This window comes from Hymenobacter negativus, from assembly GCF_016056375.1.
Classification (GTDB): domain Bacteria; phylum Bacteroidota; class Bacteroidia; order Cytophagales; family Hymenobacteraceae; genus Hymenobacter; species Hymenobacter negativus_A.
The window spans coordinates 457,923-484,064 of the sequence record NZ_JAEDAE010000002.1 but is presented as its reverse complement, the minus strand read 5'-3'; the positions used below and the strand labels follow the sequence as shown (position 1 = coordinate 484,064).

Sequence of the window (26,142 nt, the reverse complement as noted above, 5' to 3'; positions counted from 1 at the left end):
CTCCTCACTCCTACTTTGCTCTTGCTGGTGCTTGGGCTGGTGTGGTTTGTGGTACGGTACCAACGGGGCCAGCTGCGGCAGCAGCAGGAGCTGGCCCAGGTGCAGGAGGCGGCACAGCAGCAGGCGCTAGCCGCCGCCCTGGTGGCCCAGGAAGACGAGCGCCAGCGCATTGCCGCTGAGCTGCACGACGGAGTGGGCACCATTCTGGCCCTGGCCAAGCTGCACCTGTACGCCCCCGGCAGCCAACCCTCGCCCGAGGCCAGCGCGCTTATTGACCAGGCCGTGGCCGAAGTGCGCCGCATTTCGCGCAACCTCCAGCCGGCCACGCTGCAGCAGCTGGGCCTGGCCCAAGCGCTGCGGGCGCTGGTGCAGGCCGTGCCCACCGACAATGGCCCCGAAGTACGCCTAGAGCAGGAAGGCCCGCTGGGCCGGCTCATTCCGCCGCACGAGCTGATGGTGTACCGCATTGCCCAGGAGCTGCTCACCAACGGCCTGCTGCACGCCGAGGCGGCCCACATTGTGGTGCACGTAGCGACGGTGCCCGGCCTGCTTACCCTCACTTATTCCGACGACGGCCAGGGTTTCGACCTCGCGGCCCTAGAAGAGCTGCCGCCCCCCGGCCCCCACGGCCAGCCCGTGGGCATGGGCCTCATCAACCTGCGCAGCCGGGTGGCGGTGCTGGGCGGCCAGCTGCATTATCATTCTGAGCCTGGCGTGGGCACCCGCGTCGAGGCTGTACTGCCCGTCACACTGTTGCCGGCAGGCACGCCAAATCCTTCTTTTTCTCTTAACTCATGACCGCCATTTCTGCTTCCGCAGCCGGGTCCGTGCCCGTGCGCCTGGCCATTGTCGACGACCACATTCTTTTCCGAAAAGGCTTGCGGGCCTTGCTCAGCGGCTACGCGGGCATTGAAGTAGTATGCGAGGCCGGCAATGGCCAGGAACTACTCGAACTTCTGGACCAGGGCAGCAACCCCAACGTGATTCTGATGGACATGCAAATGCCCATTCTCGACGGCCTGCAAACCACCCGCTTGCTGCGCACCCAGTTCCCGGGGGTGCGCGTGGTCATCATCTCCATGCACGACGACCCCTCGCTGGTGAGCACCGTGCTGGCCGAGGGCGCGCACAGCTACCTGGTCAAAAACACCTCGCCCGAGGAAATGCGCAGCGCCGTACTGGCCGCCGCTGCTGCTGGCAAGTAGGCCCAGGCCGCGCGCCATCGCCAACAAAAAACGCGCCTCCTGCAATGCAGGAAGCGCGTTTTTTGTTGCGTTAATAGTGCTTTGTAAGGATTACAGCGTGGCCGAGAGGCCCACGGTGAAAGTCCGGCCGCGGTTGAAGAAGCCTTGCAGCAGCGACGGGTCGGTAGCCGATGTGCTGGCGGGTACGTCCGTGATGTAGAACTCATTGAGCACATTGAGCACGGAGCCTTTGAGGCCCAGGCGAATCTTGTCGCCGAACAGGCGCTTGGGCAGGTCGTAGCCCAAGTGCACGTCGAGGTTGCGCGAAGTAGGCACGCGGTAGGTATCGGTGCGGCTGGCTTCATTGAGGAGATTCACCGGGTTGAAGCCAGCGTAGTACTTAGTAAAGAGCAGGAACGAGGGCCGGATGTAGAAATTGTTCACCGGCTCGTAGCGCAGCCCTATCTGGAACTGGTTCTGAGCGGCATCGCCCACGTGTACGCCCTTGAGATAGATGGGGGTATCGGGGGTGCCCACCAACTGGTTGTTGTCGTCGGTCTGGTTCAGCACGCCATTGCCGGCCCAGCGCCAGTCGCCGAGGCTGATGGCGGCGTTGAGTTGCAGCCGGCGGCTGATTTCCTGGGCCACGCTCATCTCGATGCCCATGTGGCGGGCGTCCACGTTGCGCACGTTGTTGTAGATGGTGCCGCCGGCCGGGTTGGCGGTGGTAGAGTTGCTGCTCTTGTTGGCCCAGTAGGTGTAGTAAGCGTTCAGGCTCACCTTCAGGCTAGGGTAGCTGATGCCGTAGCCCAATTCAAACGAGCTAATTCCTTCGTTGCGGATGTCTTTAAACTTCTGGCCGCTGTTATTGAACACAAACTGATAGAACGGCACCTTGCTATTGTAGCCAATATTGGCAAACAGGTTGTCGTGCTCGGTCAGGTTGTAGTTAGCTCCGGCTTTCACGCTGTAGCCAGTGATGTTCACCCAATCGTTTTCGAGGTAGTGCCCGTCGGCATTGGTGTAGCTCTGGCCGTTTATTACCAGAGGAGTTGCGCCGTAAATTACGTCGTAGTTCTTGCCATCCACGGTCACCTGTTTGGACCGGAAGTAGTCGATGCGGGCGTAGCTGATGCGCGAAACCGTGCCGCTGACCACGGCCGAGAGCAGCGGTGTTTTGTATTCGAGCTGGCCGTAGCCGCCCAGCCACCCGGTTTTGCTGTCGTTGTAATAACTGTACTTGTCGCCCACTTTCAGGCGCGGCTTGGCCGCCGCGTTGAGGTTGCCAGTGCCTTCCGCGTAATCGCCGCCCAGCAGGTCGCGGATTTCGTTGTAATGAATGCCGTAGTAATAGCGGGCATCTACGCCGGCCGACAAGGTGAGGGAGGGCTTTAGCAGGTAATCGAACCCAGAAACCAAGCCGTACCAGCGGTGCGAGTTGACGAGGTTTGTGATGAACTGAGTGGACTGGCGCTGGCCATCGGGCCGCACGTTCTTGTAGTTATCGTCGTACACCTTCTGGATATTATCCTGCCCGGATGCATCCGTCGGGAATGTGCTGCCGGCCGCCTGCGAGCCGCCGCCCGTGCCTTTGGAAGCGTACAATACCGTGGAGACGAACAGCCGGTCGGTCACGTTCCAGAAGTGGTTGAGGTTGACCTGGGGCTTAAAGAAATAGTTTACCCGCTCGTTCACCACCTCCTGGCCGTGGCTGATGCGGTTGCCGTTGCCATCCAGCGTGTAGCGGTCGAGGTAGCCCCAGCCCTTGTTGTACCTGAAGCCCTTGTCGCCGCCAGGCTGGGGCGTAGCACCCAGTTCCAGCGCTTTCTCGTTGGAATACACCCCAATGCGTTCGCCAAACGGAATGCGCTGGCCGTGGCTCTGGGGCGAGCCCATGCCTGTGAGCGAAAGAGTATGCTTGCCAATGCGTTTGCTCACGGTACCGAAAAAGGTCCAGGCATCGTCGAACGTCTTGTCAACCCAGCCGTCCTGGGTGCGGCGCGCGCCGTAGGCCGTCACGGCCCAGTCGCCCTTAAGCTGGCCGCTGCTGAGCATGAGGGAGTATTTCTGGTAGTTGTTTGAGCCGGTTTCGGCGCGGGCCACTATCGACCGTTTGTCGTCGAAACCTTTGGTGAGCACGTTGATGGTACCGCCCACCGAAGGGACGGTAATTTTGGCAGCGGAGAGGCCACGCTGCACCTGCAGCGACTTCGTCACGTCGCCCAGGTCCCAGTTCGACCAGTACACCTGGCCGTTCTCCATGTCGTTCACGGGCACGCCGTTGATGAGCACGGCCACGTTGCGTTGGTCGAAGCCGCGCACGTTGATGCGGGAGTCGCCGGTGCCGCCGCCCGCGCCCTGGGTGGCGTACACGCCGGGCGTCTCGTTGAGAATCATCGGCAGGTCGCGGTTGGAGAGGGTTTCGCGCAGCTTCACCTCGTTCACGGCCGCGAAGGCCACGGGCGTTTCGCGCTCCTGGGCCTGGCTGGCCACAACCTGCACCTCGTCGAGGCTGGCGTTGTCGGAGGCCAGGGTAAAGGAAGCCACCACGCTTTGGGTCGATATTTTGACCGTTTGGGTATTCGGCTTGTAGCCAATGAAGCTGGCCTGCACCGTGTAGGTGCCGGCGGGCAGGTTGCTCACTTTGTAGCTGCCGTCGGCATCGGCCCCGGCGCCGGTGTTTTTGCCGTTGCCGGTTACCTGCACGGTAGCGCCGGGCAGGGTTTCGCCGGTCACCTTATCGAGCACGCGCCCACGAATGGAAAACGTGGTTTGGGCAAGCGCGGGCAGGGTAAACAGAATGACTAAAAAAGCAGTAACGAAGTGCTTCATACTTATTTAAATACTCCCCGGCACATTCCGGGACAACAAATATACTGATTAGCCGGGGTCGGCAGTAGTGTGCCGCCTGTAAAGGTTTGGTGAAGAAGAAAAAGCACGCCCCTGCCCCGAATCCGGTTGGGGCCGCCACCGCCCCGCGGAGCAATTGCTTTCGGATTACTAGCCGGGAGCCCTAGGTTTGTATTCTGCTGCCTCCTCCCCGTTATCCTTCCTTTCCGCATGTTCTTTTCACTTCTATTCCCTGGCCGGCCCGCTTGGTTTTACCAAGGGCTGTGCCTGCTGCTATTTTCCCTTTGCAGCCAACCAGCGCTGGCCCAGGTTTATTATCTCGACCTCAGCAAGCAGACGCTGGCCCTGCCTGAGCGTGCTGTGTATGTGGAGCAGGTGGTGGATGGGCGCCCGGGCCGGCCGGCCATCGGCACGGTGTATCGGGGCCTGCAAACCCAGCCACAAGCCGTGGTTTTCCAAAAAGGGATAGAGCCGGAGCTAACTGCTTATCTGCAGCGCCAATTCCTCCGCCGGCCTGGCGACCACAGCGTAGTGCTGTGCGTGCGGCAGCTGGTGGTGAATGAAATCATGCGTGCCTTCTCTGAAACGGCCACGGCTGATTTATCGGCCGACGTGTACATCCACCTGCCCGATGGCTACCATTTTGTGCGCACCGTGGCCAGCCATATTGATGAGCGGGCGCTCGAAACCACGGCCCTCCACGCGCCCCACGTTGCGCTACTGTTGCAACAGTGCCTGGCGCAGCTAGCCGATGCCGACTGGGCACAGGCTGCGCAACGCCCGCCCCGCCCCCTGGCGCAGCTGCCCACCGAGCAGCCGACGGCCACCACCAAGCCCGCTATTCTGCGAACGGCCACGCCAAAGGCCGGCCCCTACAACACCTTCGAGCAGTTTCTGGCCAACCAACCCGAGGCCATTCCGCTGGCTTTCGATACGGTGCGGGCCCACACGGCCGGCTGGGAGGGCACCGTGTTGATTCGGCCCAGTGTGCGCAACCTCAACGGGGGCCACACGGCCTTGCCCAAGGTTTGGGGGTTTTCGGATGGGCAGCAGCTCTACGTGCGCTACCGCAACCATTACCGCCCGCTGCACCGGCAAGGGAGCTTTTTCACCTTCGTGGGCCCGGCGCCACGGGATATGGCGGCAGCCAGCCAGCGCGCCCTGGGCTACAACGTGCCGCGCGCCAACGGCATGGGCACACGCACGCCGGCCACCGGCGGCGCTTTGCCGTCCAACGGCACCGAAGACACCAGCGGCCTGCCCATGGTTTTTGCGCTTGATATGCACTCGGGCGCCCCCATTCCCTATCCGCTGCCCGGCCAAGCCCAGCGGGCCGACACGGCGTTTATGTACGTGTACCGGCCTTTGGGCGGTAGCCCGGAAGCATTGCGGATTTTCATGAATGACCGCGAGGCGGGCCAGCTGCGGCCCGGCCAGTACCTGGAGCTTTTTTCGCCGCACTTTGCGCATGCCGTGCGCCTGAGCGCAGGCACTGCCAGCGGCCCGGCCTTTTATTTTGTACCCAATACGGCCAGCGCCAACTACCTTAAGCTGGTCCCATCGGGCACGGCGCTCACTCCCTGGCAGGCCATGCCCACGCGCCAAGGCGAGGCCGAAGTAGATGCGCTGGAAAAACTGCGACGGTAGCGGCACTACGCCAGCTCTACAGCCGGGTCCCAAAGCAGCTTATCGAAGTCAGCCACCCGGTCTTCTACCACACGCACGCCTTCGGCTTCCAGCGCTTCCTGCATGGCGGTGGGCGTGGCAAAGTGCATGCGCCCGGTGAGGTGACCCAGCCGATTGACCACGCGGTGGGCAGGCACGTACTGGTCGGCGGTGTGGGCGGCCATCATGGCGTAGCCCACGGTGCGGGCCCCGTGTCGTGCGCCGAGGTAGTGGGCAATGGTGCCGTAGGTGCTCACGCGGCCGGCCGGAATGAGGCGCACCACTTCGTGCACGTCCTGGAAAAAATTGCGCGGCTCGGGCGCGACGGGGGCGGTTGGCTTCATCGGGACGAAGATAGTTTCGGTCAGGGTGATGCCAGCTTACGTCTATTTCCGATGCAAGCAAGCAACCTTTCGGCCGAAATTTGCACTATGTCCTTTCGGGGTGGCCGGGGCACACCCGCTAAGTGGACGCCTAACGGGTCGATTTCAGGTCGTTGACCGTCCCCGAACATCTACCCCTCGCCGCACGTTCTTGCTAACTATGCCATTGGAAACCAACACCGCTGCTCCGCCCAAAACCTGGGATACCACTACCACCACGCCCCCGCAGGCCCCGGCCCCTGAGCCTGCGCCCCGCCCCGCCCCCTCGGGCAAGCGCGGCTGGTTGGGCTGGTTGATAGCCGCCCTCATCATCGGCGGCATGGCCTGGGCCAAGGTGAAGTACTTCCCCAGCCCCACGGCCGGTGAGAAGGGTGGCAAAGGCGGCGCAGCCGGCGCCAAAGGAGGCGGCAAGGGCGGTGCGGGCGGCCCCGGCGCCAAAGTACCGGTGCAGGTATACGTAGTAGCCGCCACGCGCCTCTCCGACCAGGTGGCGGCCACCGGCTCCATCATCGCCGACGAGGCGGTGACCATTCAGAGTGAGATTTCGGGCAAGATTACCAGCCTCAACATTCAGGAAGGCAAGCCGGTCCGCAAGGGCCAGTTGCTGTTCACCATCAACGCGGCCGATGTGCAGGCCCAGTTGCAGAAGCAGGAGTACAATATCAAGCTCTATCAGGACCAAGAGAAGCGCCAGCGCACGCTGCTGGCCAAAGAGTACATCAGCCGCCAGGAATACGAGCAGAGCAACAACGCCCTGCTCACGGCCCAGGCCGACCTGGCCGCCCTGCGCGTGACGCTCTCGAAAGCCTACGTGCGGGCACCGTTCGACGGCATTCTGGGCCTGCGCAACACCTCGGTGGGCGCGTATGTGTCGCCGGGCACGGCCATCACCACGCTCTCGCGGGTGCAGCCGGTGAAGGTGGATTTCAACGTACCGAGCCGCTTCGCGCAATCGGTGCGGGTGGGCGACCCGGTGCTGGTGACCGATGAGGCCACGACCAAGAAAATCGAAGCTAAGGTGTACGCCATCAACCCGCAGATTGACCCGGTGTCGCGCACGCTGCCGGTGCGGGCCGTTTACGCTAATAAGAATATGGAGCTGCGCCCCGGCGGCTTTGTGAAAGTGAACCTGGAGCTGGGCGAAACCGCCGAGGCTCTACAGATTCCGACCGAAGCTGTGGTGCCGGTGGCCAGTGGCTACACCGTGTTTACGGTGAAGAACGGCAAGGCTGTCATTCAGCCGGTGAACATTGGCGTGCGTTCGGACAAGCTGATTCAGATTACCAAAGGCTTGGCCGTGGGCGATACCATTATTCGCACCGGCATTTTGCAGGTGAAGGCGGGCGACAAGGTGGCCATCCAGTAGGAACGCGCCACGGCGCGTTCAGCGCGTGAACGGTTCCGGCCGGATGATTAAATAAAAACGATTGAGCGCGATAACAACGATTGAACGCGCCATGGCGCGTTCCTACAGTCCCATCATATGAGTCTTTCCTCCGTCAGCATCAACCGGCCGGTGCTTGCCATCGTGATGAGCCTGCTCATCGTGATTTTTGGTGCCATCGGCTTTCGCTCGCTCGCCATCCGCGAGTACCCGAGCGTCGACCCGCCTATCATCACGGTGCAGACCAGCTACACCGGGGCCTCGGCCGACGTGATTCAGAGCCAGATAACCGAGCCGCTGGAAGAAGGCATTAACGGCATCGCAGGCATTCGCAACCTGTCGAGCACCAGCCGCGACGGAGCATCTACCATTACGGTTGAGTTTGACCTCGGTGTAGACCTGGAAGCCGCTGCCAACGACGTGCGCGACAAGGTATCGAGCGCCCAGGGCCGCCTGCCGCGCGACGTGGACCCGCCCACCGTGAGCAAGGCCAACGCTGACTCTTCCCCCATCATCCTGAGCTACTTAAGCTCCTCCTCCCGCACCCTGCTGGAACTGACCGACTACGCCAACAACGTGCTCAAGGAGCGCCTGCAAACCATTCCCGGCGTGAGCGAAATCCGGGTGTGGGGCGAGCGCAAGTACTCGATGCGCCTCTGGCTCGACCCCGTGAAAATGGCCGCCCTCGGTATCTCGCCCGTGGATGTGCAACAGGCCCTGGCCCGCGAAAACGTGGAGCTGCCCAGCGGCGCGGTTCAGGGCCAGAGCACCCAGCTCTCGCTGCGCACCATGGGCCGCCTGGCCTCGGTAGACGACTTTAACAACCTGATTATCCGCAACGACCCCACTTCGCTGGTGCGCCTGACGGATGTGGGCTACGCCGAGCTGTACCCCGAAAACGACCAGACCATCCTGCGCCGCAATGGCATTCCGATGGTGGCTGTGATGGCCATTCCGCAGCCCGGCGTGAACCAGATTGCCATCACCGACGAGTTTAACAAGCGGATGAAGCAATACCAGAACGACTTGCCTAAAGACCTTAAGGTGAGCACTGGTTTTGACAACTCGGTGTTTATTCGAGCCTCGATTGCGGAGGTGGAGGACACGATTATTGAGGCGTTTGTGCTGGTGGTGGTCGTGATTTTCCTGTTCCTGCGCGACTGGCGCTCCACCATCATTCCGGTAGTGGCCATCCCGGTGTCGCTGATTGGCATTTTCTTCGTTATGGACCTGATGGGCTTCACCATCAATGTGCTGACCTTGCTGGCCATCGTACTGGCTATCAGCTTGGTGGTGGACGATGCCATTGTGGTGCTGGAGAATATTTACAGCCGAATTGAGGAAGGAGAAAGCCCGCTCGAAGCGGCCAAAAACGGCTCGGAGGAAATTCTGATGGCCGTTATTTCGACTACGATTGTGCTGGCGGCGGTATTTCTGCCGGTAGTATTTCTGGCGGGTATCACGGGCAAGCTGTTCCGCGAGTTCGGGATTGTGCTGGCGGGTTCGGTGCTGATTTCGGCCTTCGTGTCGCTCACGCTCACGCCCATGATGTGCTCGAAGCTGCTGAAGCGCGAAGGCGGCCACAACTGGCTGTACCGCAAGACCGAGCCCTTCTTCCAGGCCCTCACCAACGGCTACCGCAACGCCCTCATCACCTTCCTCGACCGGCGCTGGCTGGCCTGGGGGCTGGTAGCCCTGACGGGCGTGGGCATCTGGTTTTTCATGAAAACCCTGCCCACCGAGCTGGCTCCGGTGGAAGACCGCAACCGTCTCAGCATCAATGCCACTGCTCCGGAAGGCGCGTCGTTCGAGTACATGGACGACTACATTAACCAGCTGACCAAGGTGCTGCAGGACAGCTCGCGAGAGGACGCCGACAACATCCTGACGGTGACCTCGCCCGGCGGCGGCAGCAGCGGAGGCGCGGCCAACTCGGCCATTGCCCGCGTGCTGCTGAAAGACCCTACCGACCGGCCGCACTCGCAGCAGCAGCTGGCCGATATTCTCACCGCCAGCGTGAAGAAATACACGGGCGCCCGCGTGTCGGTGGCGCAGGACCAAAGCATTAGCTCCGGCGGGGGCGGCAAAGGCGGTGGCCTCCCGGTGCAGTTTGTGGTGCAAACCCAGGATTTTGAGAAGCTCACGGCCGCCGTACCGAAGTTTCTGGAAGCGGCGCTGGCCGACAAAACCTTCAGCTTTGTGGACGTGAACCTGAAGTTCAACAAGCCCGAGCTGCGCGTGGTGATTGACCGCGAGAAAGCCCAGAGCCTGGGCGTGAGCGTGCAGGACATCAGCCAGACCTTGCAGGCGGGCCTCAGCGGGCAGCGCTACGGCTACTTCATCCGCAACGGCAAGCAGTACCAGATTATCGGCCAGGTGGCCCGCGAAGACCGCAACCAGCCCCTCGACGTGCGGACGCTGAACGTGAAAAGCCGCACCGGCAAGCTCGTGCAGCTCGACAACGTGATTCGGCTCGAAGAAAAGAGTACGCCGCCCCAGCTCTACCGCTTCAACCGTTACAACGCGGCTACGTTCTCGGCCTCGCTGGCCAAGGGCAAGACGCTGGGCGAAGGCATTGCCGCCATGCAGGCCATCGCCGATAAGCAACTGGACGACAGCTTCTCCACTTCGCTCTCGGGCCAGTCGCGCGACTTTGCCGAAAGCTCGTCGTCGGTGCTGTTTGCCTTCGGGCTGGCGCTGGTGCTGATTTACCTGATTCTGGCCGCGCAGTTCGAGAGCTTCCGCGACCCCGGCATCATCATGGTGACGGTGCCGCTGGCCTTGTCGGGTGCTTTGTTCAGCCTCTGGTATTTCAACCAGACGATGAATTTGTTCTCACAAATCGGCATCATTATGCTGGTGGGCCTGGTGACGAAAAACGGCATTCTTATCGTGGAATTTGCCAACCAGAGCGTGGAGAAAGGCGCCGATTATATGACTGGTCTGATTGAGGGCTCAGCTGCTCGCTTCCGGCCCATTCTGATGACTAGCCTATGCGCCGTGCTCGGCATTCTGCCCATTGCCATGGCGCAAGGGGCGGGCGCGCTGGGCCGCCGGGCCATGGGCATTGGCGTGGTGGGCGGGCTGTTGTTTGCCACCGGCCTCACGCTGTTTGTGGTGCCGGTGATGTACTCGTATTTCGCCACGGCCAAGAAACATAAGCCGAAAGCGGCCGAAGCTGAGCCAGCAGCGGTGGTAGCTTAACTCCCCTCCTTACCAAGGAGGGGATGCTCGAGCCAAAGGCTCGGACGGGGGTGGTTGTTGGCGTTGAACGGTGTCACGTGCTTTGTTCAGTCAATCCCAAAGCCCACCCTCCGGTGGCACCACCCCAGCTGACGCTTCGCGCCAACGTCCCCTCCTTGGTAAGGAGGGGAGTTTGATGTTCTGATTTTCCTTTCATGAAATTCCCCCAGCTTCTTTTCCTTTCCCTCCTCCCCTTCGCCGCGGTGGCGCAGCAGGTGCCCAAGGCCCGGCCCAACCAACTGGCGCGGCCGGCCACAGTGGCTCCAGCCCCGGCGCTGTCGCTGCAGCAGGCCATTGCCGAGGCGCTGCAGCACAATTACGGCATTCTGCTTTCGCGGCAGGATGTGCAGATTGCGGAGAACAACGTGACCCGGGGCAACGCCGGCCAGCTGCCCAGCCTCACTGGCAATCTGACCCGGACATTCAACAACAACAACATCAACCAGCGCTTTGGCGAGGCCGACCCACGCATTGTGAACGGGGCGAGCTCTAACGCTTTCAACACGAATGTGACGCTGGGCTGGACGATTTTTGACGGCCTGGGCATGTTCATTGCCTACGACCGGCTGAAAACTCTGCGCCAGCAGCAGCAGCAAATCACCCGCGCCACGGTGGAGGAAACCGTAGAAACCGTGACCAACGCCTACTACGACGTGGTGCGGCAGGCCGGCAAAATCACCTCACTCGAAGAAGCCCTGAAAATCGGCCAGGCCCGCATCGACCTTACCCAGGGGCGGGTGGATGTGGGCGTGAGCGCCAAGGTGGAAGTGCTGACCGCCCGCGTGGACTACAACGCCGACCGCAGCCTTTTCCTGCAGCAGCAGCAGGCACTGGCGGCGGCCAAAATCACGCTCAACAACCTGCTGGGCCGCACGCCACGCCTCGATTTTGAGCCCAGCGACAGCCTGACCGTGACCCGCGACCTGCGCGAGGATGTGATTACGGCCGGCATCAAGGCCAATAACCCGCGCCTCGCCCAAGCCAAGCTGGGCGTTGATGTGGCCACGTATGACCGCCGCCTCATTCGGGCCTCGCGCTTTCCGCAAATTGGGCTGGTATCGGGCTACGGCCTCACCCGCAACATCAACAACGCGGCTTTTGCCGGCACGGTGCTCACCACCAGCACCAACTCCGTGCAGGGCCTGAACTACGGGGTCACGGCCTCGGTGCCCATTTTCAACGGCTTCAACATCCGCCGCCAGGAACAGAACGCCCGCGTGGTGGAAGAGCAAAGCAAGCTCAGCCTGGCCCAGACCGACCTGCAGCTCGACGCCAATGCCGCCACCGCTTTCGCGCAATACCAGAACTTTTTGCAGCTGCTCGACCTAGAAGAAACCAACATCCAGCTGGCCCGCCAGAACGTGGACATTGCCCTGGAGCGCTACCGCCTGGGCCTGCTCACGCCCCTGGCCCTGCGCGAAGCCCAGCGCAACCAGCTCGATGCCGAAACCCGCTTGTTGGATATCCGCTATTCGGCCAAGCAGGCCGAAACTGCGTTGCGCCGCCTGAGCGGCGGGCTGGTGCAGGCCCCGTAACTGTCATTGCGAGCGCAGCGAAGCAATCCGTCCTGGCAAAACCAGTCCCTCCCATTTACCAGAAAGCCCCGACACTGCACAGTGCCGGGGCTTTCAATTAAAGTTTTGTCACATCATTAGGTTGGTCGCTGAGAACAGGACGGATTGCCGCGTTCCGCTGCGCTCCACTCGCAATGACAGGCGGTTACTCTTTCACAAAGCGCTTGGTCTGGGTGCCGCCTTTGGTCGTGATTTTGTAGAAGTACGTGCCGGCCGGTACATCGTGCAAATCGAGTTGCTGGGTTTGCGGGCCTTTTTCCTGGCTGGCTTCCGATACCAGCGTGCGTAGCTTGTTGCCATCCTTGTCGAGCAGGTCGATGGTGACGGGGCCTGTTTTCTTCACCTCGTAATCGAGCTGGCTGGTGGGCGCGGCAGGGTTTGGGTAGAAGTTGGTGTTGCCGACGCCAAGTTCCGTTTTGTTGGCAGCAGGGGCATTGGGGTCCATTAGTAGGAACATAGCGGGCTTGAAGAAGCGGCGCAAACCGCCGCGCTCATGCTGACGTCCCTGCATGGCGGCCAGTTTCTGCTGCTGTTCGGGTGTGGCATTTTTCGCCACGATGGCCTTGATATCGGTGGCCCATTTTTCCTTTTGCGAGGTTACTTCCTGGGTGAGCTGCGCGATGGGTGCGTCGTATTTCCGGGCCATCTGGGCCACGTTCAGCATGATGCCCTGGGCCTGGAAGCGCAGGTCGTGGACCTGCTTCTGCTGGGCTCCGCTGAGCGTAGGGCGCGTGGCGGGGGCAGCGGTGCCATCGGGCGCCACGCTGCGGCGCAGGGCCTGTCCCTGCTCCTTCAGGGCTTTGAGCTGGGTGCGGTAGGTGGCCAGCTGGGCGCGGTCGGCGGCGGTGAGCTGGGGCTCCAGCTTCTGGCGCTGCTGTTGCAGCACGGGCATGATGTTGGCCTGGAAATAGGCGCGGACTTCACGGCGAATGGGCCGGTCTCCGGGCTGGCGGTGCCGGCCGCCGCGCGCCACCCCCGCTACCGTAGCTGACAGGACAACCAGCAGCAGCAAAGCCAGAATTTTAGGTGCGTTTGATTTCATAATGATTCAGGAAGAAATGATTGATTAACAGGTTTTACTCTCAATAGACCAAATGGTCGTGGTGGGGTTTAAGCCTGCCTCTATCTTTCTTACCAACAGCACGAAAAGTCCGTTTTGCACATTCCTGAACCGGGCAACAAGCAAAAAGAGCCAGCCCAGGCGGGCCGGCTCTTTTCCGGTGTTGAGGCCGGTATTCTAACCTACTCAACCACCACTTTGCGCGTGATGGGCGTGCCTGCTACTTCGAGACGCAGGCTGTAGATGCCGGGGGCCAGGCTGTGCACGTCAACCTCGGTTTCCACGGCGCGGCCGGAGGTGGCGGGCATGTTGCGCGTGAGCACCTGTTGTCCAACATTATTGAACAGGCGCAGCGTGATGGGCTGCTGGGCGGCCGCGCCACTCAGCTGCGGCAATTGCAGGTGGAAGCGGCCGGCAGCCGGGTTTGGGTACAGCTGCACCTGGGCGGCCAGCACCTGGGCAGGCGTGGTGGCCAGCATGGCCTGTGCCGCACCTTTGAAGCGCACGTTTTTCAGGAAGGCGTAGCGCGGGGTGCCGGTGCTGCCGCAGGCGAAGTACAGGCGCACGGTCAAGGTCTGGCTGCTGGCTAGGTTTACGCCGCCGTTGCGCAGGGCCACGCGGTAGAGGTCGGTGTTGGCCGTCGTCCGGTTCAGCAGCGGGAACGAGTTGGTGAAATTGCCGCTGGCGCTGAGCACGAGTGCGCCGTTGGGGCCGGTGCCGCCCACTATTTCCGTCGAGTCGGCGGGCGTGGTGAAGCCGTTTAGCGAGTACACCACGGCCATCTTGGTATTGGAGCTGGTGTTGTAGAACGCCGAGTTGAACAGCAGCGAATCGACCCGCGCCGACGAGCCGGCGGCCATGGTCAGGGTGAACTGCTCGTAGTACATCCGGTTCAGGGTGCCACCCACCGTAGTCCAGGTGCCATCGCCGTTGGCCGAGGGGCCGAAGGCCTGACCGTAGAGGTTGGAGTAGGCCGGGATGGAAGCCATGGTAGTGCCGTTGGACAGGTACAACCGCTTGAGCGTGGGCGTGGTGGACACCACGCGGCTGCTGCGGGCCTGGGTGCTGTCGGCGTTGTTCACGCGCAGGGGCCAGTGCTCCAGCACCGTCGACACGATGGGGGCGGCCACCACATCGCCTTTCACGCGAAAGTTTTTCAGGAGTGCGTAGCGCGGGGTGCCGGTGCTGCCGCAGGCGAAGTACAGGCGGATGGTCAGTGTCTGGCCACCGGCCACCGATACGCCGCCGCTGGGGTTGGTGGTGCTTGGGCCGTTCAGGGCCACACGGTACAGGTTGGTGTTGGCGGCCGTCTCGTTCAGGAGCGGGAACGAGCGGTTGAAGGTGCCGCTGGCGGTGAGGGCCAGTGCCCCGCCGGGGCCGGTTACGCCCGAAATCTCGGTGGAGTCGGCGGGCGTGGTGAAGCCGTTCAGCGAGTACACGATGCCCATCTTCGTGTTGGAACTGGTGTTGTAGAAGCCCGAGTTGAAAATCAGCGAATCGACGCGCACCGTGGAAGCGCCTGCGGGCACGTTCACCGTGAATTGCTCGTAATACATGCGGTTGAGCGTGCCGCCTACCGTAGTCCAGGTACCGTCGCCATTAACAGACGGCCCGAAGGCTTGGCCATAGAGGTTGGAGTAGGCCGGAATGGTGGCCATCGTAGTGCCATTGGATAAATACAGGCGCTTGAGCGTGGGCGTGGTGGCGGCCAGGCGGGCATTGCGGGCCTGGGTGCTGTCCGAAGCATTCACGCGCAAAGGCCAGTACTGCAGAATGTTCGACGTAACCGTGGGCGCTACGATGGCCGTGCCGTTCAGCGTCAGGCGCACGGTGGTGGCATTGGTGCTGGTGAGGGTGAGCGTGCCGGGGTAGGTGCCGGCCGTGGTGGCATTCAGGCGCACGTAGACCGGGGTGCTGGCTACCGCGCCGGTGGTGGGGTTCAGGCTCACGCTGCTGGCGTAGGTACCGCCCGAAGTCAGCGAAACCTGGTAGTTGGCCGAAGCCGTGACGACAATGGGCGCGGTCAAATCGGACCCCGAAACGGCCACGCTCTGGGCGGGCGAGCCGGTGCCCAGCTGCTGGGTAAAATTGCCCAGCGTGCCCGTGGCCACGATGGTGGGGGCACTGGTAATGGTCACGGTGTCCGACGAAATCTGGTTCGGGGTGACGCTGCCGCGCACGAAGTACTTATACAGGCTGCCGGAAGCCGGAATGGCATCGGAATACGAGTAGTTGAAAATCGTGTCGCTGGGCTCGGTCTGGGTGCTCACCACGGTGAATGCGCCGAGGACAGCGGGAGGCGTGGCCGTGGCGCGGTACACGCTCAGCACGTCGCCGCTGATGGGCCAGCTCGTATTCCAGGTGAAGGCCGATGTGGTGGCGCCTTTCACGCCCCGGAAGTTATTGACGATTACCGATTTCACAAACGGCGTGGCGCAGTCAATCAGCGTGCAGGGGTCCCAGGCACCCAGAATGTTGGCTTTGGTGTAAGTGGCGGCTTCGGCGGCGGTGAGCTGCGAGGAAGGCTGCGGGGGCGTGAGGCCCTGGCCCGAGAGCACGCGGCTGCTCACGTTGATGGCCTTGCCGTTGAAGTGGGTGTTCTGGTACTCCACGAAATACGAGTCGCGGATGGTGGCCGTGCCGGCCGAACTGGTGGGTGACCAGCCCTCGTCGAGAATGATGGGCGTGGACAGGTTGCAATTCAGGAACGCCGCTTTGGGGTTGGCCTGCCAGGGGCGACCCAGGTCGTAGCGGGTGCCGCCGGCCACCGAGTGCCCGGTCACGTTGCAGTTCTTAAACACGAGGCCAAACGCCTGGCCGGCTGGCGTGTTGGGCACGGCAATGTAGGAGGTGTTGGTGGTGGTTTTGTTCTTCGCGTAGATGTTGCAGTTTTCAAACAAGGCAACGGCGCTGCCGAAAATGAAATCCGTATTGCCCTCGATGTAGCAGTTCACGAAATACTGGCGCGGCGTGCCGTTGCCCTTGAGGTACATGGTGTCCTGGTTACCCAGGAAACGGCAGTTGCGGAAGGCCGCCCGGTCGTTATTCACCAGAATGGCCACGGCCTGTCCACCTGACGAAGCCTCGCCAAAAGAGTTTTCGAATGTCAGGTTTAGGGCCGAAAAGTCGGTGGCGTTGATGGTGACCGAAGCCGAGTTCTGGGTGCCCAGCGCCACGCCATTCACGAGCGTACCGGCCGAGTTGTTGTAAGTCAACACAGTATTGCCCACGCTCTCGCCCACCAGCTGAATGAAGGGCTTGGTGGCCGGCACCACAATCAACTCCTTGTATTTGCCGTTCTTGATGAAAATGGTAAACGGCGCGGTGCGGCCGGTGGGGGCCGCGTCGATGGCGGCCTGCACGGTGGTGTAATTGCCGGTGCCGTCTTTGGCCACCGTCAGGTCGTAGGCGTACAGCCGGGGGCACAGGGCCAGCAGCAGCAGCACGAGCGCACCGGTAAACGCGGTGCGCAGGGTAAATATTCGGTTCATAAATGAAGGTTTGGTGTTGGGCAGGAATTCCGTGAATTAGCAGTAAGAAAGGTAGGCTTCAACCTGCCGGTACAGTACTGAACGAGCCGATTAAATCCTCGCAATCGATGCCGGGAACGTTCCCAGCGCGTCAGTTGGGGCAGCACACCAGAACCAAAACTGCCGCCTTCGGCCGCGAGGAATTTCGGACGAAAGCAGAGCATTGCGGGCCGCCGTTCGACACCATCTGCCGGGTATGGAAGCATCGGCAACAGTGGCCTCCCCTCCTACTCTGCGCGACTGCTGTTTACTTTCGCCACCATGACTACCGCCCACGACCTCATTCAGCAGCTGCACCTGCAGCCCCACCCCGAAGGCGGCTACTACCGCGAAACCTACCGGGCCAGCCTTCACACCACGGCCGCGAGCGGTGCCCAGCGCAACGCAAGCACCGCCATCTATTACCTGTTGGAAAACGAAAACAAGTCGCATTTCCATCGCATTCAGTCCGATGAACTGTGGTTTTTCCATCAGGGCCAGCCCCTGGAGGTGCTGCTGTTGGAAAACGGTCAGCTTACCGTCCTCACGCTGGGCCACAACGTGGCGCGGGGCGAAATGCCCCAGGCCGTGGTGCCGGCGCATACGTGGTTTGGGGCCCGCGTGCAGGGCGGCGTTGGCTTTGCGCTGGTGAGCTGCACGGTGGCGCCGGGCTTCGATTTTGCGGATTTCGAGCTGGCCGACCGCACCCAGCTAACCCACGAGTTTCCGGCGCAGGCTGCGGTTATCGAACAATTTACTTAGCGCCATGCTCGCGGCTCCTGCGGGGCTGGCACATCCAGCGGCAGCAGCCCGTTGGCGGGCGTGGGACTGAGGGAAGAATTGGCCTGTGTGTTTGAATAGCTGAAGTGCCGGCCTAATTGCTTCGGGGAGTACCTTTAGAGCATCCTTTCCACCTTCTCTACTGGCTATGATTTCTGCATTATTTACAGGTTCTGTTGGTTGCGGCCTGCGCGTAAGGGCGCTTTTGCTGCTGCTCATTGTGTTGCTGGCCAGCGGCGGCACCCGTGCTCAGGTTCCCGTCTGGCAGTCGGCCATTGCCGTCACAGAATCGGCCTCTGGCGCCAATTCTTCCAGCGTGGAGGCTATGGCCACCGATGCCAGCGGCAATGTCTACCTGGCGGGCAAATTTATAGGCACGGTGTATTTCGGTGCTTTTATGCTGACCAGCACGCGGGGCGAAAGCGTATTTGTGGCCAAATGGAGCCCGGTTACTGGCAATTTCATTTGGGCTGAGCCGGCCTCCGCGTATGCCACCGCCGTGAAAGGCCTGGCCGTGAGTGGGAATAGCGTGTACGTGTGCGGCGAATTTTATGGGCCGGCCACTTTCGGCTCGACTACGCTCACCAGCTCCACGCTGAATACTAGCCTGGTCGACATATTCGTAGCCAAACTCACTGATGGGGGCAGCTCCGCCGGATTTGATTGGGCGAAACAAATCGGCGGCACGGACAACGACTTTGCGACGGGCCTGGCCACCAGCGGCGGCAGCGTGTACCTGGCCGGCTACTTCCAAAGCCCGACGGTGGCCTTCGGCCCTACCACCCTCACCAAAAGCAGCCTGCAGAATTTTTCCGCCGATGGTTTCCTCACCAAGCTCACCGATGCGGGCAGCACCAGCAGCTTTGCCTGGACCCAACACCTGAGCGGCACCGCCAACGACAACTGCCGCGCCGTGGCCGTGAGCGGCCCGAACGTGTACCTGACCGGCAGCTTCAATAGCCCCACGCTGAGCCTCGGCAACCTGAGCCTGGCCAAGGTGGGCACCAGCTACAGCGTGTACGTGGCCAAGCTCACCGATACGGGCACGGCACCGGGCTTTGCCTGGGCGCAAAATATCGGCGAGGGCAAGGGCGAATACGCCAGTGCGCTGGCCGTGAGTGGCTTCGGCATCTACCTGGCTGGGGGCTTCGATTCTCCGGTTCTGCGCATCGGGGGCACCACCCTCACCAACTCCGGCCCGGCCGCGACTCTTGACGTGTTCCTGACCAAGCTCACCGATACGGGCAACACCGGCACCGTTGCCTGGGCACAGGGCCTGGGCGGCACCGAAAACGACTACGTTACCGGCCTGGCCGTGAGCGGAGCGCAGGCGTACATGACGGGCTATTTCAACAGTGCAAATATTGATTTTGGCTCCTATTCGCTAAATAACTTCGGCGGTGGCAACGGCTACCCCGACATTTTTGCCACCAAAATCACCGACCTGGGCAGCAGTGCCCGGTTCGATTGGGCACAACAGGCCGGTGGCCGTTTCAACGACCAGACCTACGCGGCCGCGCTTAGCGGCACCACGCTTTACACTGCTGGCGTGGTCTACACCCAGGCTAGTTTTGGCACCATCTCTTTTGTTTACCCGGCCACCAGCTATGTCCCCTTCCTGGCGGCGCTCGACGATGCGACCGGGCTGGCCACCACTGCCGCCACGCCGCTGGCCGGCCTGAGCCTGGCCCCCAACCCGGCCCACACCGCCGCCACCGTGCACATCCCGCCCGTGCCCGGCACCACCGAGGCCACGCTCACGCTTTTGGATGGCCTCGGCCGGCACGTAAAGTCCCAGCGGCTAACGCTGCCCGCCACCGGCGCCACCGCCGTGCTGCCGCTGTCCGGGCTGATGCCCGGCCTCTATCACCTGCAAATTCAAGTCGGCGCTCAGCGCACCAGCCGGCCGCTCACGGTGGAGTAAGACAAACCTCTGAAATCAAGACAAATGAAAAAGGCCGACCCAATAAGGGCCGGCCTTTTTTATACTCGATGGCCGATGGTTATTCCACCACCACTTTGCGTACCAGCAGGGTGCCGTCCACGGTCAGGCGCAGGGTGTAGACGCCGGTCGCCAGGGCGTGCACGTCAAACTCCGCGTCGATGGCCTGGCCGGCAGGTGCGCTCAGCGAGCGGCTCAGCACGGTTTGGCCGAGGGCGTTGGTGAGGGTGGCGGCCACTACGGCTTTGCTGCCCAGTACCGGCAGCTGCACCCGGAACGAGGACGAAGCCGGGTTCGGAAACAGCTGCACCTGGGCCGCCAGCGCTTGGGCGGGCGTGGTGGCCAGGGCCCCCGCCGGACGGAACTCCAGCGCGAAGCGGCCGGTGGCCGTGGTGCTGCTCAGGCTAAAGGCGTAGGTGGAGTTGACGTTCAGCACCGTGCGGGTGCCGCTCAGGGCATCTATCAGCGTCACGGTGGTGCCGGCCAGGTTGGCCAGTGCATCGGCAGTCAGCGAGTAGCTGCCGGCTTGCGGGGCGGCCACGTTCAAGGGTACCAGCACGGTGGCCGTGCCCAGCACGGGCAGGCCGTTGATGGCGAGGGCTTCGCCGCCGGCCAGCGAGGTCAGGTTCAGGCCGTGCGAGTTGGGCAGCTTGGTGGCATCAAACTCCACGTCCTTGCCGGCAGTGGCCCCGGCCTGGAAGTACACGTAGGCCGCGTCGGCCACCGAGGCGCCTTGCAGCGTGAGGGCCACCTGGGGTCGGGTGTCGGCGGTGCCACGGCCGAAGCTGGGTTGCGCGCCGAAGGTGGTCACGCGGTTCGGGTTGTCGAGGTTCACCTGGCCGCTGGCCTGGCCCGAAGCTACCCGCACGAAGTAGCCCTGGCTCGATACCACGATGGGCTGCGGGCTGTTGGCGTTGCCGCCCACGCCGTTCACGCTGGCGCGGTAGGTGCCGCCGTACTGGCCGGCGCTTTCAAACACGTAGATGGCGGCGTCCATGCCGGGGCGCTGGGCGGGCGTTACCGTGCTCCAGTCGAGGGGGCTGGGGTAGGGGTTGCCCAGCAAGTGCCAGCCGGCGGCGGCATCGGTGCCACGGTTCAGGGTGCCCGAGGCGACGGGGCCGTTGTTCAGGGTACCCACAAAGTCAATCAGGGCCGTGTTCGGCGCATTCACGGTGTAGCCTTTGCCCACCGCCATCGGGTCGGAGGAGCCGGCCGGCGAAAACCAGCCTTTATCAAACGCGCTGGCATTCGAGGTCACCGTTGCAATGCGGTCCTGGTTGTAGCCAAACACCGTGGGGAAGGGCCTTACGGTACCCGGCGTGGCGCTGCTGTTGTAGCTCGGGTTGAACACTGGCGTGAAGCCTGGAGCGTTCAGGTCGGCGAAGGTGGTGTTGCTCACCGGGGCCGAGTAGTGGCGGTAGCCCAGCGAGTTGCTGCTGTTGATGTAGCGCTGCACCGTGGCCGTGCCCACTACCACGCCGCCCACGTTCACCACGCCGGCCGTGCCCGTGGCCGACGAAAGCAGCGTGAAGGGCTGGCTGTTGGTGATGAGGTTGCCGTTTTGCAGCTGCAGGCCCTGCGTCAGGCTCAGGCCCTGGCTCAGGGTCACGTTGGCTGGGTTGGCCACACCCACTGCCAGTACCGTAGTGGGCAAGCCCAGGCCCGTTGCCTGCGCAGCGGTGCCGTTGTAGATGTAGTTGGCCAGCGGGCTGTAGGTGCGGGTGCCCAGCAGCAGCACGGCACCGGTGGGCACGCCCGTGGGCGCAATGCCGGCCGGGTCGCAGATAGCCAGCGTGCCGCCGGCCTGCAGGTCGAAGGTGCCGGTGCCGCTCAGCAACTGGCAGTTCTGGGCCAGGCCCCCGCCCCCTGAAATGGTGAGCGTGCCAGCGGCCGTGAGCGGACCTACCAACACCGCGAAGGCATTGGGGTTGATGGTTACGTTGTTGTAGTTGCCCGTAATGGGCGTGGGCGCCGTCGCCGTGCCGGTGCTAACCACCAGGTTGGGCAGCGCGGCCGGGCTAACGGTAAACGTGGCCGCCGCCGAGGTGCCGCCGCCGGGCGTGGGGTTGGTCACGGTCACGTTGTAGGAGCCGGCCGTGGCCTGGTCGCCGGCCGTGAGCTGGATGGTGAGCTGCGTGGCCGATACGTAGGTGGTGGTACGGGCGGTATTATTGAAATTCACCACCGACGAGGCGATGAAGTTGGTGCCGTTCACCGTCAGCGTCTGAGCGGCCGCGCCGGCCGTCACCGAGCTGGGGGAGAGACTGCTGATGGTGGGCGCCGGGTTGTCGGGCAGCACGGTAAACGTGCCGGGGCTGGTGGCCGTGCCGAGGGGCGTGGTCACGGTGATGGTACCGCTGGTGGCCCCCGTGGGCACGTTGAAGGTAATGGTGGAGGCGTTCACCACCGTGTAACCGGTGATGGCCGCGCCGTTCAGGGTCACAGCTTTTACGCCAGTGAAGTTGGTGCCTGTAATCGTTACCGGGGTACCGGTCTGCCCGCTGGCGGGCGCGATATTGGTGATGACGGGCACGGCATTGGCAAAGGCCGCACCACGGAAAGAATAGTTGGTGCCAGCAGTAGCAATGGCCGCCGGCAGGGTAGCGGTGCTAGGAGCGTTATTGTAGCCGCTGTTATCGTTGAGAAAGAATAAGCCGCTGCCGCTGGCCACCAGCGTAACGACGCCGGTAGCACCTACCTGGCCATCGAGGCCGCGAATGGACGAGCCCGAGCCGCCGGTAATGGTGCCGTTGTAGGTCCAGGTACTGCCGACCAGGCTAAATTTCTGAATGCCCCCGCCGGCTGCGGTATTACCGTCGTCGGCCACGTAGACGACATCAACTCCTGGTACCGAAGGGTTAAGGTCGGCGAAGTAGAAAGCCAGCGGGCTTACAGCACTGTTAGCTGGGAAGCCGGGCAGCAGTACCGTAGTCTGGCCGCTGGTGGTGGGCAAACCGCTGCCTACCTGGCTAACGCCGATGAAGGGCGAGGAGCCGCTGCTAACGTAGAGGTTGCCCCCGAACGTATTAACATAGCGCAGGTTGCTGGGCGTGCTGCTGATGACGGTTGAAGTACCGTTGTTGCCGAAGGGCACGTAGCGCACCCCGCCCGACGAACCAGCCGTGTAGAAGCTAGTGCCGTTTACCGTGGTACCGGCGCGCAGGTTGCCCGTGGCATCGGTCAGGCGCGTACTGGTGTCAATGGAGCCATCGGCAGCCACGCGTCCTACTATGCGGTTGGTGGTAGCCGGGGCCGTACCAGCTACAGCCGCCACCCCAGGGGCGGCATCGTAGCCGGTTATCACTAGGTAGGCGCCGTCAGCTGAGCGCGTCAGGCCCGCATCGGTAGTCGAAGAGCCCGCTACCGTCAAAATGCGATTGGTGCCCGACACTGCTGTGGGCAGGGGTATGGACTGCACCAGCACGCCGGCCGGCGTGTATTCAAGTAAAACCACTGCGGTGGCTGCGCTGGTAAGGCCTGCCGAGCCGTCGCCGACGCGCACCACCACCACGTTGCCGGGAGTAAACGGCGCGGCCTGGCCCAGCATAGGCAGCAGCACAAACAGAGCCAATCGCCGCGCCCAGCGCAGCGGTGGCATTTCCATTAAGTAGCGTTTCAACATAGAAAAGGACTTGTGAGTGAATGGATGGGTTAGGTAAGCGAAAGCATCAAAAGCCGACAGAACAGGCTAAAAAAAAGAAAGGTATGTAAAAAAGCCAGCCTTGCAAGCACTTGCTTTTTTACATACCTCAATTGCCGTCCATCCGGTTTTTTCTTTTAGTGGAGCGTGCGAAGCTGCTCCAGCGCGGCCTGGGTTTCCTGCTGTTTGCTGCCCTCTTTTTCTTCCTGCGAGGCCGGGGTTTTGGGCTGGGTGCCGTAGAAAGCGAGGATGTTCTGGCGGGCCACGGGGCTAAGGTTTTCGAACTTCTTGCCGGCCAGCTTGCGCAGCCATTCGCCGTAGGTTTCGTCGGCCAGGCCGTACTCGCCGGCGCGGGTGGGATGGCCGGTATCAAAGTCGGCATTGGCCAGGGTGAGGGGCGCGGCGGTGGTATCGGCGGGTTGGCGGGCCACGTTGGCGCAGTAGCTCACCATCACCTTGCGGAAGCTGGCCCGGAAAATCTGCTCGGCTTCCGGCGTGGGCAGCTTGAAGGCAAATGGCTTTAGTGGCCCAATCTTAGGCAGTACCCGGATGAAATACGAAATGATGCGCGCCCCAAAACCCGGCCGCTTATACTCCTTGCCATACTCTTTGCGGAAGGCGTTGGGGTGGTTGCGCGCCATGTAGTCGCGCCGCCGGGCGCCGGGGCTCAGCTTCATGATGTCCTTGCGCTTGTAGTGCCAGGCGGCGCGGGCCGCTGTGGGAATGAGCTGGCTCACCGCAAAGCGGTAGCTGGCAATGCTCAGGTCCACGTTCACAATTACCTGGCCCAGCTCTAGGCCGTAGGTTTTCAGGAAGGCCCGCTCCAGTGGCGCTTTGCTCACCTTGAAGCCAATCTTCTGGTGGTAGTCCTGGCTGTGGTACTTGCCGCTGGCCAGTTGCACCACATCAAACGAAAACTCCAGCTGCCCGTGCTGCTTGCGGCCCTGCTCGTAAGTCACTACGTCGCCGTATTTCGCTTTCAGGTCGGGATACACCAAAGGCACGGCGCGGTTGGTGCCCTCGGCGTGGCCGTTGAGGTCGGCCGAGTAGTGGGCCAGCGCGCCCAGGGCAAAGGCGTAATCGTTCAGGTCGCGGGACTCGTCGATGAGGTTGCGAATGAAGTCGCCGGAGCGCACGTAGTGCGTCAGGTTCGTGAACAGCACCGAGCCGAAGGGATAGTAGCCCATGTCTTGGATAATGGCCCCGCCGTAGGCATACGCCTTGGCATCAACCAGTTGTTCGGGCGTCGAGCCGGGATAGCGCTTCAGAATGGCCGGCACCAGGCAGCGCTCCCAGGTCGAGTCGATGTTGGCCTGGTGCGTGAGCACGGCGTAGCCGGCCGCCGGACGGCTGGTCAGCGCCAGCAGCACAACCAGCACGAATGAATAAAAGCGAAGCATGGGGGAAATAACGGTAAGCACAACGTTGGGTGCTTGCAACGGCAAACGGGCCGGCCGCGTTGCCGCTCCGGGCCGGCCGCTACTTGCTGTTCAGCTTTTTAATCAGCTCCGTTTCGTCGCGCCGATACGGGGTGCCATCGCGGCGGAATACTTCATGAAACCATTCCACCGGCTCGCTGCCGTCGGTCAGGGGCGTGTCCCAGGCGTACTTAGTGTTGGTTTTGCCCTCTACCAGCCCCCAGCTGATGGCGCCCACATTCTCACGTTTCAGCAGCGGCATGATGGTGGAAAAGCGGCTGTTGCGGGGGCGGGCCATGTACTCGGTGCACACCAGCGGCCGGCCCGTGGTGTGCAGCATCTGAATCACGCGCCGGTGCCAGGCCTCGTCCTCGTAGTCGTGGTACGTCACCACGTCGGAGTTGCCCACCTGCAAGGCGTTGAGGGCAGTGAAATCCCAGGCCCAGATGCCTGACGTGAGGGGCTGGGCGGGGTTCACCTCCCGGGCCCAGGCAAACACATTGCGCACCAGCGGCAGGGAGGCCGTGCGCTTATCGGAGTTGCCGGGCTCATTATATAGGTCCCAGAGCAAAATACGCGGGTCGCTGCGGAACGCCGTCAATACGTCGTGCACGTATGGCTTCAGCTGGCTGAAGGCGGCCGAATCGCGTGAGATGGGCTCGCCCGGGTCCTGCACCCAGCCCGAGTTGTGCACCCCGGTGCGGGGCGCGGGCTGCAGGCCAGCCTGAGGCACTTTGTTCCAGCAGTCGTCGAAAAACACGAAAATGGTCTGGATGTGGTGCTTATTGGCCAGGGCCAGATAGTCGCCCACTCGTTTCTTGAAGCCAGCCGGGTCCTCCTTCCAGGCTAGGCTATGCAGAAATACCCGCATGGTGTTGAAGCCAATGCCTTCGGCCCAGCCCAGCTCTCGGTCAATGGTGACGGGGTCGAAGGTGGCGGCCTGCCACATTTCCAGCTGGTTGATGGCCGTGCTCGGGATAAAATTGACCCCGCTAATCCACGGATGAGCCCGGTACCAGGCCTGTGCCCGCGCCACCGGCCACACTTCCCCTGCCCCGGCCCGGGCTTTGGAGCGCACCGCAGCCGGCTGGGCAAAACCGCTGCTGCCGACCAGCAAAAACCACAGGACGAGTATTTTTTTCATGAGTCGGAATGTGAAAAGCATGATTTAGCAAATGACGCCGATAATGCGACTAGTGCCCCCTTTCCCTGATGTACTCGCCCACTGTAGCTTAATCCGGCTGGCACTAAAATAAGCTACACACAGAAGCATCATACACTATGAGTGTACACACAAACGATTGTGCGAAGAAATTGAAGTTAATTGCAGGCAGAAGCCAGCGTTGCGCTGCCTCCCAAACAAAAGAAGCAGGTTAAACAATCAATTCACGTCGACTTACACAATCGTTCATGCAATGAATCAGCATAGCACGAATCACTGCATGCTTGGTCTTATAGCCCCTCCGGGCCCGGCCAATTGAAGCTGCACACAAGCTTACACGCCGGGCGG

At 62.3% G+C, this 26,142-nt stretch carries 15 protein-coding genes; 8 read left to right on the top strand and 7 right to left on the bottom strand.

Annotation, left to right across the window (positions count from 1 at the left end; translation table 11 throughout):
* The first annotated feature begins 15 nt into the window (after positions 1-15).
* Both I7X13_RS06950 and I7X13_RS06945 read left to right on the top strand, forming a co-directional pair.
* A complete protein-coding gene (locus I7X13_RS06950; protein WP_198074902.1) occupies positions 16-798 on the top strand; it encodes a sensor histidine kinase in 783 nt (260 codons plus the stop codon).
* Complete coding sequence (locus tag I7X13_RS06945; RefSeq protein ID WP_198066777.1) at positions 795-1,205, top strand: response regulator; 411 nt, start codon at positions 795-797, stop codon at positions 1,203-1,205. The genes I7X13_RS06950 and I7X13_RS06945 overlap by 4 nt, the downstream gene beginning before the upstream one ends.
* Positions 1,206-1,295: 90 nt before the next feature.
* On the opposite strand, the gene I7X13_RS06940 is transcribed toward I7X13_RS06945, so the two are convergent.
* Positions 1,296-4,016, bottom strand: coding sequence for a TonB-dependent receptor (locus tag I7X13_RS06940; RefSeq protein WP_198066778.1), 2,721 nt, complete (start codon positions 4,014-4,016; stop codon positions 1,296-1,298).
* A 228-nt stretch (positions 4,017-4,244) separates the two neighbouring features.
* On the opposite strand from I7X13_RS06940, the gene I7X13_RS06935 reads away from it, so the two are divergent.
* Complete coding sequence (locus I7X13_RS06935) at positions 4,245-5,681, top strand: hypothetical protein (protein WP_198074901.1); 1,437 nt, start codon at positions 4,245-4,247, stop codon at positions 5,679-5,681.
* Positions 5,682-5,686: 5 nt separating this feature from the next.
* On the opposite strand, the gene I7X13_RS06930 is transcribed toward I7X13_RS06935, so the two are convergent.
* On the bottom strand, positions 5,687-6,043 hold the full coding sequence (locus I7X13_RS06930) for an MGMT family protein (protein ID WP_198074900.1): 357 nt from the start codon (positions 6,041-6,043) through the stop codon (positions 5,687-5,689).
* Between the two features lie 199 nt (positions 6,044-6,242).
* Between I7X13_RS06930 and I7X13_RS06925 the strand changes: the two genes are divergently transcribed.
* The 3 genes from I7X13_RS06925 to I7X13_RS06915 all read left to right on the top strand — a co-directional run bounded on the left by I7X13_RS06925 (position 6,243) and on the right by I7X13_RS06915 (position 12,244).
* Positions 6,243-7,448 carry an efflux RND transporter periplasmic adaptor subunit gene (locus tag I7X13_RS06925; RefSeq protein WP_198074899.1) on the top strand — a complete coding sequence of 402 codons (1,206 nt, stop codon included), beginning with the start codon at positions 6,243-6,245 and terminating at the stop codon, positions 7,446-7,448.
* 117 nt (positions 7,449-7,565) lie between these two features.
* Entirely contained in the window at positions 7,566-10,670 is a 3,105-nt protein-coding gene (locus I7X13_RS06920) for an efflux RND transporter permease subunit (protein ID WP_198074898.1), read from the top strand.
* Between the two features lie 194 nt (positions 10,671-10,864).
* The gene (locus I7X13_RS06915) at positions 10,865-12,244 is read left to right on the top strand and encodes a TolC family protein (protein ID WP_198074897.1); all 1,380 of its coding nucleotides are present in this window, start codon (positions 10,865-10,867) and stop codon (positions 12,242-12,244) included.
* A gap of 184 nt (positions 12,245-12,428) precedes the next feature.
* Here the strand turns inward: I7X13_RS06915 and I7X13_RS06910 are convergent, their stop codons facing one another.
* Both I7X13_RS06910 and I7X13_RS06905 read right to left on the bottom strand, forming a co-directional pair.
* A complete protein-coding gene (locus I7X13_RS06910; protein ID WP_198074896.1) occupies positions 12,429-13,325 on the bottom strand; it encodes a T9SS type A sorting domain-containing protein in 897 nt (298 codons plus the stop codon).
* Positions 13,326-13,525: 200 nt separating this feature from the next.
* Complete coding sequence (locus tag I7X13_RS06905; protein ID WP_198074895.1) at positions 13,526-16,834, bottom strand: pectinesterase family protein; 3,309 nt, start codon at positions 16,832-16,834, stop codon at positions 13,526-13,528.
* A 300-nt stretch (positions 16,835-17,134) separates the two neighbouring features.
* Here I7X13_RS06905 and I7X13_RS06900 point away from each other — a divergent pair, with 300 nt between their 5' ends.
* The gene (locus I7X13_RS06900) at positions 17,135-17,614 is read left to right on the top strand and encodes a cupin domain-containing protein (protein ID WP_198074894.1); all 480 of its coding nucleotides are present in this window, start codon (positions 17,135-17,137) and stop codon (positions 17,612-17,614) included.
* A 166-nt stretch (positions 17,615-17,780) separates the two neighbouring features.
* Positions 17,781-19,556, top strand: coding sequence for a T9SS type A sorting domain-containing protein (locus tag I7X13_RS06895; RefSeq protein ID WP_198074893.1), 1,776 nt, complete (start codon positions 17,781-17,783; stop codon positions 19,554-19,556).
* Between the two features lie 79 nt (positions 19,557-19,635).
* Here the strand turns inward: I7X13_RS06895 and I7X13_RS06890 are convergent, their stop codons facing one another.
* From I7X13_RS06890 to I7X13_RS06880, 3 genes are all read right to left on the bottom strand, one after another.
* A complete protein-coding gene (locus tag I7X13_RS06890) occupies positions 19,636-23,196 on the bottom strand; it encodes a T9SS type A sorting domain-containing protein (RefSeq protein WP_198074892.1) in 3,561 nt (1,186 codons plus the stop codon).
* A gap of 155 nt (positions 23,197-23,351) precedes the next feature.
* On the bottom strand, positions 23,352-24,614 hold the full coding sequence (locus I7X13_RS06885; protein ID WP_198074891.1) for a zinc dependent phospholipase C family protein: 1,263 nt from the start codon (positions 24,612-24,614) through the stop codon (positions 23,352-23,354).
* A 79-nt stretch (positions 24,615-24,693) separates the two neighbouring features.
* A complete protein-coding gene (locus I7X13_RS06880) occupies positions 24,694-25,776 on the bottom strand; it encodes a glycoside hydrolase 5 family protein (RefSeq protein WP_233454696.1) in 1,083 nt (360 codons plus the stop codon).
* Between the last annotated feature and the right edge of the window lie 366 nt (positions 25,777-26,142).